Source organism: Sinomonas sp. (assembly GCF_051955515.1).
Lineage (GTDB): Bacteria > Actinomycetota > Actinomycetes > Actinomycetales > Micrococcaceae > Sinomonas.
In genome coordinates this window covers 13,661-27,263 of sequence record NZ_JBQCGQ010000246.1, presented here as the reverse complement: position 1 = coordinate 27,263, position 13,603 = coordinate 13,661, and the positions used below count along the sequence as shown (strand labels likewise).

Below are 13,603 nucleotides of genomic sequence, written 5' to 3'. Positions count from 1 at the left end.
AGGTCGGGCGCGCCCTGGAGCGCGAAGATGAGCGCGATGCCGTAGCCCGTGACGGAGACCATGAGCACCGCGAGGAATCGCTTGTTCGCGCGGACGGCGGCGAGGGCACCGATGGCGATGGCGATGCCGACGACGGCCTGCAGCGGCGAGTTCGGGTCCTGGAAGTAGGCGCCTCCCGGGATGGCCGGGCGCGTGAGCAGGATGACGCCGAGCGGCAGGAGGGTCGCGACCGAGAGGATCACGGCGAGGTAGAAGAACAGGGAGCCACGCTGGGTTCGCCCCGTGACCCAGATCGCGGTGTCGTCGATCGCGCCGACGAGGCCGCGGTAGATTCGTTCGGCCGCTGGGAAACCGGAGAGGGCCATCTGTGCCCGGAACACCGCGTCCCGGCCCCAGAACAGCAACGCACCCCCTGCCCACGCAGCCGCCGAGAGGGCCAGCGGCAGGCCAAAGCCGTGCCACGCGGACAGGTGCTCGGTCAGTTCGCCGGCTGCCTTGGCCGCGGGAGTCGACCACCCGTCCACGGCCGCGGGCCACACGCCGTACACGAGCCCGAGGAGGGCGAGCAGAGTGGGCGGCCCCACGAAGACAGCGGTCACCGGCTTGAACGGCGTATCGGGGCGACCGGGCTTGCGGGCGAAGGCGCCCCAGATGAATCGGGCACTGTACGCGACGGTGAGCGCCGACCCCGCCACGAAGACGGCGACGATCACCACACCCCAGAGAGTCGAAAGCGGACCATGGGCACCGAGAGCGTCCGCGAACGCGGCGAAGATGCTCTCCTTCGCCACGAAGCCGCCGAAGAGCGGGAGCCCCGCCATCGACGCTGCCGCGAGGACCGCTACGATGCCGAGGGCACGCGCCTGCCCGAAGACCCCGGAGAGGCGCCGCACGTCACGCGTCCCCGTCTGATGGTCCACGATGCCGACCACCAGGAAGAGCGTGGCTTTGAAGAGCGCGTGCGCCACGACGAGCGCGAGCCCGGCGAGCGCGGCCTCCGGCGTTCCGAGACCGACGACGGCGACCATGAACCCGAGCTGGCTCACCGTGCCGAACGCCAACAGGAGCTTGATGTCCGTCTGCCGAAGGGCCCGATACCCGCCGACGAGCAGGGTCGCCGCGCCGAACCCCAGGACGACGGGGCGCCAGAACGGCGTGTCCGCGAAGCCCGGGGCCAGCCGGGCCACCAGGTAGACGCCCGCCTTGACCATCGCGGCGGCGTGCAGATACGCCGAAACGGGTGCGGGCGCAGCCATCGCCGCAGGGAGCCAGAAGTGGAACGGCACCAGGGCCGACTTGCTGAGCGCGCCCACCAGGATGAGGAGCGCGCCCGCAGCGACCGCGCCCGAGGTGTTCTCCGCCGTCGTCAATTCTTGAGCTTGCGCGAGGATCTCCGAGATCCGGTAGGTTCCCGCGGCGTTGCCGATCAGCACGAGGCCGACGAGCATCGCCAAGCCGCCCGCGGTGGTGACCACAAGGGCCTGGACGGCGGAGCGCCGGGCCGCGAGGCGGGCCCGCGCGTAGCCGATGAGGAGGAACGAGAGGACGCTCGTGATCTCCCAGAAGACGTAGAGGGAGATGAGGTCGTCGGACGCGACGAGGCCCAGCATGGTGCCCGCGAACGCCAGGAGCTGACCTCCGAAGCCGCCCAGGCCGTCGTCGTCGTCCTTGAAATACCGCGCGCAATAGGCGAGGACGAGCGCGCCGACCCCGAGAACAAGCAGGCCCATGACCCACGCGAGCGGATCGATCCGGAACGCGACGTCGAAGTGGAGCGCGGGCACGAAGGCGTAGGTCTCCTCGAGTCCGCCGCCATACGCGGCGTCGTGCTGGAGGATGAGCCACACGAGCGAGGCCGCCGGAACTGCCGCGAGGATGAAGAACGAGGCCCGGCCCCAGCGGCGGAAGATCCAGGGCGCACCAGCGGCCACTGCATAGTGCAGGGCCAAGACTGGTATCACGGCGCGCCTCCGCTACGTCTGTAGTCTTCGAATCACGAAAGTTGGGGTCGGGCGATCACAAGTTGGGTTCGGGAGAACAGGCGATGCGACACGGCATCACCTCCACCCTATCAAGCGCTAGCATGCGGATTATGACGACTGCCGCGCCGCAGCCATCGGAGCTCGAGCTCCATACCGCCCCCGTCAGACGCGGCCAGGTTCTTGCCTGGGCCTCGTGGGATTGGGGGTCCGCCGCCTTCAACGCGGTCATGACGACCTTCGTGTTCACGGTCTACCTGACCTCGTCGGCGTTCGGCGGCTCGGACCACGCCTCCTCAGTGCTGGGCGCCGCTCTGGGGATCGGCGGGCTGCTCATCGCGCTCCTCGCGCCCGTCTCCGGTCAGCGCTCCGACGCCGGCGGCCGGCGGAAGCTCTGGCTCGGGATCCACACCGGCATCGTCGCGCTGCTCACCGGCCTGTGCTTCTTCGCCTACCCGCGGCCCGAGCTCCTCTGGTATGGCGCGTCCCTCATCGCCGCCGGCCACGTGTTCTCCGAGCTCGCCGGCGTCAACTACAACGCGATGCTCGAGCAGATCGCGACCCCCCGCACCATCGGCCGGGTCTCCGGCCTCGGTTGGTCCGCGGGCTATTTCGGGGGCATCGTCGCGCTGCTCCTTGTGCTGGCCCTGTTCGTCCAGCCCGCGTTCCCGTGGTTCGGCGCCTCCACGGCGGAGAGCCTCAACATCCGGCTCGTCGCCGTGTTCTCGATGCTGTGGATCGTGGTGTTCTCGCTTCCCGTGATGCTCGCCGTGCCGGAAGTACGACGGCGCGAGGCGGCCCGGCTCGGCATCCTCGCTTCGTATGGGCTGCTCTGGCGGCGCATCATGGCGATCTGGCGGACCAGCCCGCATACGCTGTACTTCCTCGTGGCAAGCGCAGTCTTCCGCGACGGTCTCGCGGCCGTCTTCACGTTCGGCGGCGTGATCGCCGCCGGCACGTTCGGCTTCTCGCTCAGCCAGGTCATCTTCTTCGCCATCTTCGGCAACGTCGTCGCTGCCGTCGGTGCGATCCTCGGCGGCGTCCTCGACGACCGTATAGGCCCCAAGCGCGTCATCATCGCCGCCCTCATCGGCCTTCTCGTGGCGGGCGGCGCGATCCTCGTCCTCGGCAATGGCACGCACTCGCTGGGAGGCATGACGTGGCCGGGGGCCGCCACGTTCTGGGTGTTCGGGCTGTTCCTCTGCCTGTTCGTGGGACCCGCCCAGGCGTCGTCGCGCGCCTACCTCGCCCGGCTGGCCCCCGACGGCACCTCCGGGGAGCTCTTCGGTCTGTACGCGACCACCGGCCGCGCGGTGAGCTTCCTCGCGCCGTCGCTCTTCAGCCTCTGCATCGCCCTCGCCACGCCGCTCGTCGCCGAGGGGCAGGCGCAGCGGTGGGGCATCCTCGGCATCCTCGTCGTGCTGCTCGCCGGGCTGCTCGTCCTGCTCCCGGTGCGGCCGCCCTCGAAGGTCGCGACCGCCGTCGTACCTGAAAGCTAGCTGAGAGCAGTGGGACTAAAGTTGTTCCATGAACGTTGACGAGACCGAGCTGCCCGGTTTTGGGGTGCGCAAGGACTTCATGACGAAGTCCGGCCGCCGGATCGGAGTGGTGACGCACCGCGACGGGGAAACCGAGCTCATCATCTCGGCCTGGGACGATCCGGACACGTGCCAGGCGTCGATCCCGCTCACCGGCGACGAGGCGTCCGCTCTCGGGAACCTGCTGGGCAGCCAGCGCATCGTCATGCAGCTGACCGAGGAGCACAAGGAAATCCCGGGCATCGTCACGCGTCAGTTCAGCATCCTCCCCGAGTCCCCCTACCGCGACCACCCCATGGGCCGCGCCGCCATCCGTACCCGGACGAGCGTCTCGATCGTCGCGATCATGCGCGAGGGCGAGGTGATCCCCTCGCCCGGCCCGGACGCGATCCTCCACGCCGGTGACCTCCTGGTTGCCGTCGGCACCCAGGAAGGCCTCGACGCCGCCGCCAAGATCCTCCGCAACGGGTGAGCATGAACCCCGTCGCACTCACGCTCATCGAACTCGGGGCCGTCATCTTCGTCCTCGGGTTCCTCGCGCGCCTCGCCGGGCGCATCAGCATGTCTCCCATCCCGCTGTACCTCATCGGAGGCCTAGTCTTCGGGGCCGGCGGGATCGTGGACCTGGGCGGGGTGCGGGAGTTCTCGCATCTGGCGGGCGAAATCGGGGTCATCCTGCTCCTGCTGCTCCTGGGCCTCGAGTACACCGCCAAGGAGCTCTTCACCGGGTTGCGGCGTTCCTGGCAAGCGGGCGTCGTGGATGCGGTGCTCAACTTCATCCCCGGCGCTGGGGTGGCCCTGCTGCTCGGCTGGGGGGCGCTCGGAGCAATCGTCATGGGCGGCGTCACGTACATCTCGTCGTCCGGCATCGCCGCAAAGGTCATCACCGACCTCGGGCGGCTCGGCAACCGCGAGACGCCTACGATCCTCTCGATCCTCGTCTTCGAGGACCTCGCCATGGCCATCTACCTGCCGATCCTGACCGCCACGCTCGCCGGAGTGAGCTGGTTCGGCGGCCTTCAGACCGTGGGCATCTCGCTGGCCGTGATCACCGTGGTGCTTGTGGTGGCGCTGCGATTCGGGCATCACGTGTCGAAGGCCGTGCACAGCGAGAACTCCGAGGTGTTCCTGCTCAACGTCATGGGACTCGCCCTGCTCGTTGCTGGGCTCGCTTCCGCGATGCAGGTCTCCGCCGCTGTCGGCGCCTTCCTGCTCGGAATCGCCATCTCCGGGACCACGGCTCATCTGGCGTCCCGGCTCCTGGAGCCGCTGCGGGACCTGTTCGCCGCGATCTTCTTCGTGGCGTTCGGCCTGAACACCGACCCCGCGTCCATTCCGCCCGTGCTCGGCTGGGCGCTGCTGCTCGCGGTCGTGACCGCGGCCACCAAGGTCCTGACCGGCTGGTGGGCCGCTGCCCGCGCCGGCGTTGCCGTGCCCGGACGTGCCCGCGCCGGGACCTCGCTCATTGCCCGCGGCGAATTCTCGATCGTCATTGCCGGGCTCGCCGTCACGTCCGGGGCGGTCGCGGGCGAGCTCGCTGCCCTCGCAACGGCGTATGTGCTGATCATGGCCGTCGTCGGGCCGCTTGCTGCGCGGTTCACCGAGCCCGCGGTCAAGGCGCTCCGCGGTCGATACTCCAAGCAGAAGGCACCGGCCCAGGTCGCCTAACCCCGCCGAAGTCGGGCCCCCTGCCGCCGAAGTCGGGCCCAGTGACGTCGAAGTCGGGCCCGGTGACGCCGAAGTCGGGCCGCAGCTTAAACGGCCACGCAACCAAGCCGAAACCTCGGGCGATGAGCATGAACCCATGGATGCCTCACGCACCGCCACCCACCGTCATCTCGCTTGCGACGTGTGCGGCCGCTACCCCGAACCGCCCAAGGTCCGCCTGACCATTGCCAACGTGCTCGCGATGCTGCCAATCGAGCTCGCGGTGCATGCCGCCGTCGTCGGTACCGGTTGGCCGCTCCTGCTCAAGGTGCTGCTCCTCGCAGCGACGGCCACCGCCCTCGTCATCTGGGTCGCCGAGCCTGGCGTCCGCCACCTGCTCCGCTCGTGGCTCCATGCCCCGGCGCTTCGCCGGCGCCGCGCGCTCGAGGTCGCCCCGGCGCTGTGGCGCGCCCGCGTCACCCTGCCCGACACGCCGGGCGCCCTCGAACGGCTCAGCCGGGCGCTCGCCAAGCTGGAGGTGAACGTCCTGTCCATCCAGTCGCAGCCAGTGACGGGCGGCGTAGTCGATGCGCTGGTCCTCTCTGCGCCCGGCGGGCTCACCGACGACGACCTTCTGGACGCGATGGCGACCGGCGGCGGGGCTGCTCCCAAGGTGTGGACGACGACGCCACTCGCCCTAGTCGACGCCCCGACCCTTGCGCTGAGCCTGGCAACCCGCGTGGTTGCCAATCCGGCCGAGCTCCCCTACGCGGCTGCCGAGCTCCTCGGCGCAGAGCGCGGCTTCGCTCACCACCCGGTGGACCCGGCCGCCGTCGCCCGCGGAACCGTGCTCAAGGTGCCGGGGAGCCCCGAGCCCCTCGTGCTCCTCCGTCCGGACGAGCCGTTCACGCCAGCCGACGTCGCCCGAGTGAGCCGGCTGGCCGAGCTCGCGGAGGCGGCGATGCTGCGGGCGGCTAGCGGACGATGATGACGTCGAGCGTCCGCGGCCCGTGGACGCCCTCGACGCGTTCGAGCTCGATATCGCTCGTCGCCGACGGCCCCGAGATGAGGGTCAGCGGGCGCGTGGCGTCGAGCCGCGTGAACCCCTCCGGCACAATCCCGACGATCGTCTCGACCGGAACCACGCACACGTGGTGGTCCGGCACGAGCGAGATGGCACGCCGCCCCTGATCCGGCGAACCATCCAGCACAATGGTCCCGGTCTCCGCGATGCTCACCGCGGACGATGTCACCACCGCGTCGAGTTCGTCCAGACGTACGACGTCGACCGGAGCCTCGCGCGAGTCTGTCACCTTGCTCTCGGCGAGGCTCGGGTGGAGCCAGTTGGCCGGGAGTCCGTCAGGGGCGACGAAACGCTTGCCCTCGAGCCGGGTGCGGATCGCTTCGGCCAGCCCCTGGGACGTCACGACCTCGACGCGGGCCCTGTAGTCCACCAGCCGGTCGACGAGGAGTTCCACGAGGGCGTCCTCGTCAAGGCCGGAGGCCGTCCGGTAGCCCGGCCCGACCTCGGCGCCACGCGGCCCGACCTCGGCGTCAGGGGGCCCGACCTCGGCGCCACGCGGCCCGACCTCGGCGGGGGTGAGCGCCTCTCGGACGCGGGCCAGAATCTCCTCGCGCGCGCTCATTCCTGCGCCCCCTTCCCAGTTTCCTTCTCGTGCTTCCTCCACCAGCTCCGGAACGACTCGTTCGGGGGCGCAGGCACGTCCCGGCTCTGCGTCCAGCCTGCCCCGAGGCCGGGGAGCCGCGAGATCTTCTCGTCGCGTCCGGCGAGCGCGCGGACCACCGGAAGCCCCTTCTCCAGAAGACCCAGCCGGTCGCCAGACGACAGCGCCCAGGACGCCGCGCCCAAGGCGAGGTCCATCTGCGTGGGGAGGCTCCGCCGTCGTCGGCCCGCCGTCCCGCCCGACCCGCCCGAGACGTCCTCGCCGCGGAGGTACACGAGGATCTCGGGAATGTTGATCTTGACCGGGCAGGCGTCGAAGCAGGCCCCGCACAGCGACGACGCGTACGGAAGCGAGGAGTTCTCCTCCGCCTCGACTCCGGTGAGCAGCGGCGAGAGGATCGCGCCGATCGGCCCGGGGTAGGTGGAGCCGTACGCGTGGCCGCCCGTGCGCTCGTACACGGGGCACACGTTCATGCACGCCGAGCAGCGGATGCAGTGAAGGGCGCTGCGGCCGTGGCGGTCGGCGAGGGCGCGGGTACGGCCATTGTCGAGCAGGACGACGTGGACGTTCTGCGGCCCGTCGCCCGGGGTCACGCCGGTCCACAAGGACGTGTACGGATTCATGCGCTCCCCCGTCGACGAGCGGGGAAGCAGCTGCATGAACACCTCGAGGTCCTGGGCGCGCGGAAGCACCTTCTCGATGCCCATGACCGTGATGAGCGTTTCCGGCAAGGTCACGCACATGCGCCCGTTGCCCTCAGACTCGACCACCCCGAGTGTCCCCGTCTCGGCGATCCCGAAGTTCGCCCCTGAGATTGCGACCTTGGCGGAGAGGAACTTCTTGCGCAGGTGGGCGCGGGCCGCCATCGCAAGGCGGCGGGGCTCGTCTGTCAGCGCGGGGTCGACGTCGGGCATCTCCTGCAGGAAGATGTCGCGGATCTCGGTCCGGTTCTTATGGATCGCGGGGACCAGGATGTGGCTCGGCTTGTCGTGCCCGAGCTGGACGATGAGCTCGGCGAGGTCGGTCTCGAACGCGGCGATCCCGCGCTCCTCGAGGTACTCGTTGAGGCCGATCTCCTGTGTGGCCATGGACTTGACCTTGACGACCTCTGTCTCGCCGGTCGCCCTGATGAGCTCCTCGACGATGCGGTTCGCTTCCGCGGCGTCCCGCGCCCAGTGGACCGTGCCGCCGCGGGCGGTGAACTGCTCCTCGAACTGGATCAGCAGCTCGGGCAGCCGCGACATGGCCTCGGTCTTGATCGCTGAGCCCGCGTCCCGGAGCGCCTCCCAGTCAGGAAGCTCGGACACGACGCGGATCCGCTTGTCGCGGATCGTGTGGGTGGCGTGGCCGAGGTTCGCGCGGAGCTGGGCGTTGCCGAGCTCGCGGTGGGCGGCTTTCGGGAACGGCTCGGTCGCCGAGATGTTGCCGAAACCGCGCGGCGGAAGCGCCGGCATTCCCAAACTCACCGTGGTCATCGCTTGCCTCCGGTTGTCTTCGTCGAGCCGCCGAGTTCGAGTTCACCGTCGAAGCGGAGCGGATTCTCGCGTGTCGAGGCGAGCACCTCCGCGAGGTGGACGGTCCGCACCGGGGTGCCGGACGTCGTCGTCCGTCCCTCCCGGGAAAGCCCGCCGCCGATGTGCATGAGGCAGGAGACGTCGCCGCCCGCGCACGCGCCGGCGCCGGTCCCGCAGATGTTCGCGACCTTGTCGGCGAGCATCGCCGAGGAGACGTCCGCGTTCTTGATGGAGAAGGTGCCGCCGAAGCCGCAGCATTGGTCGGCTTCGGGGAGGACGACGACGTCGAGCGCCTCCACGGTGCGCAGCAGGCTGAGCGGGCGGTCGCCGAGGCGAAGGAGCCGCATGCCGTGGCAGGACGGGTGGTAGGTGATGGTGCCAGGGACGTAAGAGCCCAGTTGTGCGGCCGCGTCGGTGACGCCGAGGACGTCGGTGAGGAGCTGCGAGAGCTCGTAGGTCCGCTCGCCGACGGCCTCCGCGCGGGCTTCGAGCGTGGGATCCGCCCTCTTGTCGCCGCGTTCCAGAGCCCACCGCGCGACCATCCCGTGCTGGTGCTTCACCGAGGCGACGCACGATCCGGAGGGTGCGACCGCCACGTCGTACTCGCCCGAGTCGAAGCCGGTTCCGAAGGCGCGGACGTGGTTCTCGACGACGGGCAGCGCCTCGCGGAAGTACCCCGAGTTCAGGTGCATCTGGCCGCAGCACGCTTGGCCGGCCGGAAACACCACCTCGTGCCCGAGCCGCTCCAGGATCTGCACTGTGGCCTGCGCGACGCGGGGGTACATGGCGTCGACAATGCACGTCGCGAAGAGCGCGATCTTCATAGGAGTCCTCTCCGGCCCTTCGGAGCATCGGGGGCCATGTGGTCAGACCATAGTGGCAGGGAATCGACAGGACCGCAATCCTGGCTTGGCACGTGCTCCCGTCCGGTTCTTCGGCCCTCGGAGACGTGTCCCATCCCGACACGCCGCCCCGAGAGCGATTGGGAAAAATCAACCGGGCAGGAGCCCGGCAGCAGCCAGCCCCGCAGCGCGTACGGCAAGATGGACCCATGCCTGAACGCCCGAGCGAGCGCGCCCACGACGCCGTGCTGCGCCACATCGAGGACAGCCTGCGGACCGGAGAGATCAAGCTCGGGGATCGGCTGCCGGGCGAGCGGGCCCTTGCGGAACAGTTCGGGATTTCGCGCGCGTCAGTACGAGACGCGATCCGTGCGCTCGAGGTCATGGGCGTGGTGCGTTCGGCCACTGGCTCCGGACCTCATGCGGGGACCATCGTCGTCTCGGACCCCTCGTCGGCGCTGGGGTCCGCACTCAGGCTGCACGTGGCGAGCCAGCGGCTTCCGGTCAAGGACATCGTCGAGGCGCGGGTGATGATGGAAACGTGGTCCCTCGCGCACGCCGCCGACGCGACCTGGGAGCCCGAACAGCTCGAAGAAGCGCGGAAACTGCTCGACGCAATGGACGATCCCCGGCTCCCTTCCCCCGCCTTCACCGCCCTCGACGCCCAATTCCACGTCGCGCTCAGCGCTCTGGCAGGGAACGCCGTCGTCAGCACGATGATGGACTCGCTCCGCGAGGCGATCCGCGAATACGTCGACGAGGCCGTGCGGACCCGCGGCCAATGGGACGACATCGTGGCCGAGCTGCGGCGCCAGCACCGCGAGATCCTCGAGGCCGTGGAGCGTCGTGACGGCGACGGCGCAGCGCACCTGGTGCGCGACCACATCGAGTGGTTCTACGCGAAGACCCTCTAGCCCCCGAGCCCCCGCTTCCCCCTCCGCGAATTGTCGGTCCAGGACGTGGCCCTGCAGAACGGGATTCGCGTCACCTCGCCACTGCGAACCCTGCTTGATCTTGCCTCAGTCCTGCAGCGAGACGACATCGTCGCGATGGGGGACTACCTCGTGTGCGAACATCCTGAAGGCTTTCCCGCTCCTCGCAACGCGCTGTATCGCGTCGACCAGATTGCGAACTATCTGGAGGCAAAACGCCGCGTGCGCGGCCTGCCCGGGGCCAAACGGGCACTTGAGCTCGTGCAGGTGGGAGCCGACTCGGTGCCCGAGACGAAGCTCCGGCTCGCAATCGTCGACGCTGGGCTGCCGGAGCCGGTACTCAACTACGTCATCCGCGATAGCTTCGGGCGGGCCATCGCCTGGCCCGATCAAGCCTTTGTTGAGGCACGCCTCGCTGTGCAGTACGACCGCGAGCACCACCGAACCGCTGAACAGCAGGCTTCCGACAACTGGCGGAACCGTTTGGTTGCGGACGAGGACTGGGACCAACTCATCGTGAGCAACACCGATGTGAGGCGGCGGGGCTGGGATGGGGTGGCCAGGCTGGTGGGCCAGCGGCTTTCTCGGCGCCGCCACCGGGCGGATTTGTCGGCTTGATGCGGGTCAGAGGCCTCGCCACCCGCAGCAACCCGACGGGTCGCGGTGGGTCGGGGATGCGGACGGGGCTAGACCGTGGTGCGGTGGAAGTTGAGGTAGCTCCGCGACGCCGTCGGCCCCCGCTGGCCCTGGTACCGGTTGCCGTAGGCGCCGGAACCGTAGGGATGTTCGGCGGCCGAGGAAAGCCGGAAGAAGCACAGCTGCCCGATCTTCATGCCGGGCCACAGCTTGATGGGGAGCGTCGCGACGTTGGAGAGCTCGAGCGTCACGTGGCCCGAGAACCCGGGGTCGATGAATCCGGCCGTCGAGTGGGTCAGCAGCCCGAGGCGGCCCAGCGAGGACTTGCCTTCGAGGCGCGCGGCGATGTCGTCGGGCAGCGAGACCGTCTCGAACGTGGAGCCGAGCACGAATTCGCCGGGGTGCAGGATGAAGGGCTCGTCGGGGTCGACTTCCACGAGCCGCGTGAGCTCAGGCTGCTCAAGCGCCGGGTCGATGTGGGCGTACTTGTGGTTGTCGAACAGCCGGAAGAACCGATCGATCCGCACGTCCACGCTGGACGGCTGGACCATGGCCGGGTCGAAGGGCTCGAGGGCGATCCGCTGGGCGTCGATCTCGGTTCGGATGTGGCGGTCGGAGAGCAGCACGCCTTCAAAAATACCGCCTCTACTGCTCGAGTACGGCCTTGAGCTTCGTCAGCTGCGCGACCTCGGAGTCCATCGTCTTCTGGACCATGCCGCTCATGAGCCTCATGAGCCCTTTCGGCTCCAAGGCGAGGCCGAAGGTCAGGTGCGTGCCGCCGTCGTCCGCTGGCCGCAGCGTGAAAGCGCCTTTCGGGCGTGCGGGCCCGGCGATGACCTCGAAGCGCAGCGACGAGCTGGGCTGCGCCTCGGTGATGCGGTAGTCGCCGTCGATCTCGCGCCCGCCCGGCCCGGCGAGCCTCTGCGCGTACACCGCCCCGACCTGGCCCGCGCTGCCCGAGGCGAGCGACACCGACCGCACCGACGACCGCCACCGGGAGTTGTTGAGCCCGTCCGCGAGGAAGGCGTAGACGTCCTCGGGCGTGCGGCGGACAGTGACGGAATGTTCAGCGGCGGCCATGCGCCGAGACTAGGGCGATTCGCTGGATTTGCGCTGAGAATTAAGGGCGACGGCGGCACTCGCCGCCGGGGTCCGGCTTCGGCAGCCGCGTGGCGTGTGGCACACTTGCCGGTCGAAAGAGTGATCCTCTCCGGAAAGAATCCCATGTCGCAGCCACAGCCCGACCTCGACCACCTGACCGACCACGGCCACGCCCATTCCGCCGACCATGTGATCCATGCCGAAGACGCGGGCTACCACAAGAGCCTCAAAGCGCGGCAGATCCAGATGATCGCGATCGGCGGCGCGATCGGCACGGGCCTGTTCCTCGGCGCGGGCGGCCGTCTCGCCGCGGCGGGACCGTCGCTCATCCTCGCGTACGCCCTGTGCGGCTTCTTCGCGTTCCTCATCCCCCGGGCCCTCGGGGAGCTCGTGCTGCACAGGCCGTCGTCGGGGTCGTTCGTGTCTTATGCGCGTGAGTTCTTCGGCGAGAAGGCGGCATTCGTCTCCGGCTGGTTCTACTGGATCAACTGGGCCATGACCACGATCGTGGACACCACGGCGGCGGCGCTGTACATGAACTTCTTCGGCAAGTACGTGCCGTGGATCAGCGCAGTGCCGCAATGGGCGTGGGCGCTTCTGGCGCTCGTGCTCGTTCTGGGGCTCAACCTCATCTCCGTCAAGGTGTTCGGCGAGATGGAATTCTGGTTCGCCCTCATCAAGGTCGCGGCCCTGCTGGTGTTCCTTGTGCTGGGCATCTATTTCGTCGTCTTCGGCACGCCGGCGGGCGGAACCGTCGGATTCAGCCTCATCGCCGATCACGGGGGCTTCTTCCCCACTGGAATCCTCCCGCTCATCCTGCTCATGCAGGGCGTGCTGTTCGCCTACGCCTCGATCGAGCTCGTGGGCACTGCGGCGGGCGAGACGCAGAACCCCGAGAAGATCATGCCGCGGGCCATCAACTCCGTGGTCCTGCGGATCGCGGTGTTCTATGTCGGATCGGTGGTGCTCCTCGCGCTGCTCCTGCCGTACACGTCGTACCAGAAGGGCGTGAGCCCGTTCGTGACGTTCTTCGGCCACATCGGCGTGGGCGGCGTGGACGTGATCATGAACCTGGTGGTCCTCACGGCGGCGCTCTCGTCGCTGAATGCGGGCCTCTACTCGACCGGACGCATCCTCCGGTCCATGGCCGCTGCGGGTTCCGCACCGAAGTTCGCGCTCCGGATGAACAAGGCCGGCGTCCCGTACGGCGGCATCGCCATCACGGCCGTAGTCTCGCTCCTGGGCGTCCCGCTGAACTATCTGGTGCCTTCCGACGCGTTCGAGATCGTGCTCAACGTGGCATCGGTCGGAATCGTCAGCACGTGGGCCACGATCGTCCTGTGCCAGCTCCAGCTCCAAAGGTGGGCCAAGAACGGCTGGACGGAGCGTCCCGCGTTCCGTATGCCCGGCGCGCCGTACACGGGCTACCTCTCGCTCGCGTTCCTCGCGTTCGTGCTCGTCATGATCTTCATCGACTCGCCGTGGACGCTCGCGGTGACCGCCGTCGCCATCGTGATCATGGTCGCGGGCTGGTACGCCTGCCGGGAGCGGATCCATGCCATCGCGGAAGCGCGCCGAGCACCCCGAAGGGTGTTGTAAGCTGGGTAATGCCCTCCGGGGCAACGCGGCCGTAGCTCAATGGCAGAGCGCACGCTTCCCAAGCCTGATACGCGGGTTCGATTCCCGTCGGCCGCTCCACTTGTCTCGAATTCCCCTCCGGCCCTGCCCT

General features: G+C 69.0%; 13 protein-coding genes and 1 tRNA gene. 8 read left to right on the top strand and 6 right to left on the bottom strand.

All coding sequences use genetic code 11. From position 1 onward, the window contains the following. Positions 1–1,961, bottom strand: a 1,961-nt coding sequence (locus tag ACTHL9_RS14785) for a proton-conducting transporter transmembrane domain-containing protein (protein ID WP_440520048.1), incomplete at its 3' end; no start/stop codon positions are given. A gap of 122 nt (positions 1,962–2,083) precedes the next feature. On the opposite strand from ACTHL9_RS14785, the gene ACTHL9_RS14780 reads away from it, so the two are divergent. From ACTHL9_RS14780 to ACTHL9_RS14765, 4 genes are all read left to right on the top strand, one after another. Beyond that, entirely contained in the window at positions 2,084–3,478 is a 1,395-nt protein-coding gene (locus ACTHL9_RS14780; RefSeq protein ID WP_440520047.1) for an MFS transporter, read from the top strand. 28 nt (positions 3,479–3,506) lie between these two features. After that, positions 3,507–3,989: a cation:proton antiporter regulatory subunit gene (locus ACTHL9_RS14775; protein WP_440520046.1), complete on the top strand. Its 483-nt coding sequence runs from the start codon at positions 3,507–3,509 to the stop codon at positions 3,987–3,989. Between the two features lie 2 nt (positions 3,990–3,991). Further along, complete coding sequence (locus ACTHL9_RS14770; RefSeq protein ID WP_440520045.1) at positions 3,992–5,185, top strand: cation:proton antiporter; 1,194 nt, start codon at positions 3,992–3,994, stop codon at positions 5,183–5,185. Positions 5,186–5,321: 136 nt separating this feature from the next. Then, positions 5,322–6,152 carry an ACT domain-containing protein gene (locus ACTHL9_RS14765; protein ID WP_440520044.1) on the top strand — a complete coding sequence of 277 codons (831 nt, stop codon included), beginning with the start codon at positions 5,322–5,324 and terminating at the stop codon, positions 6,150–6,152. Here the strand turns inward: ACTHL9_RS14765 and ACTHL9_RS14760 are convergent. Genes ACTHL9_RS14760 through ACTHL9_RS14750 form a run of 3 tightly spaced genes read right to left on the bottom strand, consistent with a single transcriptional unit; the run spans position 6,139 to position 9,187 of the window. Next, positions 6,139–6,810, bottom strand: coding sequence for a LutC/YkgG family protein (locus tag ACTHL9_RS14760; RefSeq protein WP_440520043.1), 672 nt, complete (start codon positions 6,808–6,810; stop codon positions 6,139–6,141). The genes ACTHL9_RS14765 and ACTHL9_RS14760 overlap by 14 nt on opposite strands. Next, entirely contained in the window at positions 6,807–8,324 is a 1,518-nt protein-coding gene (locus tag ACTHL9_RS14755) for a lactate utilization protein B (protein WP_440520042.1), read from the bottom strand. The genes ACTHL9_RS14760 and ACTHL9_RS14755 overlap by 4 nt, the downstream gene beginning before the upstream one ends. After that, complete coding sequence (locus ACTHL9_RS14750) at positions 8,321–9,187, bottom strand: (Fe-S)-binding protein (protein ID WP_440520041.1); 867 nt, start codon at positions 9,185–9,187, stop codon at positions 8,321–8,323. Before ACTHL9_RS14750 ends, ACTHL9_RS14755 begins: the two co-directional genes overlap by 4 nt. Positions 9,188–9,414: 227 nt before the next feature. On the opposite strand from ACTHL9_RS14750, the gene ACTHL9_RS14745 reads away from it, so the two are divergent. Both ACTHL9_RS14745 and ACTHL9_RS14740 read left to right on the top strand, forming a co-directional pair. Continuing rightward, on the top strand, positions 9,415–10,119 hold the full coding sequence (locus ACTHL9_RS14745) for a FadR/GntR family transcriptional regulator (RefSeq protein WP_440520040.1): 705 nt from the start codon (positions 9,415–9,417) through the stop codon (positions 10,117–10,119). A 45-nt stretch (positions 10,120–10,164) separates the two neighbouring features. Then, on the top strand, positions 10,165–10,755 hold the full coding sequence (locus ACTHL9_RS14740; RefSeq protein ID WP_440520039.1) for a hypothetical protein: 591 nt from the start codon (positions 10,165–10,167) through the stop codon (positions 10,753–10,755). A 68-nt stretch (positions 10,756–10,823) separates the two neighbouring features. On the opposite strand, the gene dcd is transcribed toward ACTHL9_RS14740, so the two are convergent. Both dcd and ACTHL9_RS14730 read right to left on the bottom strand, forming a co-directional pair. Then, positions 10,824–11,399, bottom strand: a complete 576-nt coding sequence (gene dcd / locus ACTHL9_RS14735; RefSeq protein WP_440520038.1) for a dCTP deaminase — start codon at positions 11,397–11,399, stop codon at positions 10,824–10,826. A gap of 19 nt (positions 11,400–11,418) precedes the next feature. After that, entirely contained in the window at positions 11,419–11,853 is a 435-nt protein-coding gene (locus ACTHL9_RS14730; RefSeq protein WP_440520037.1) for an SRPBCC family protein, read from the bottom strand. 144 nt (positions 11,854–11,997) lie between these two features. Between ACTHL9_RS14730 and ACTHL9_RS14725 the strand changes: the two genes are divergently transcribed. Next, positions 11,998–13,473, top strand: coding sequence for an amino acid permease (locus ACTHL9_RS14725; RefSeq protein ID WP_440520036.1), 1,476 nt, complete (start codon positions 11,998–12,000; stop codon positions 13,471–13,473). 25 nt (positions 13,474–13,498) lie between these two features. Then, positions 13,499–13,572, top strand: a tRNA-Gly gene (locus tag ACTHL9_RS14720). Positions 13,573–13,603 lie beyond the last annotated feature (31 nt).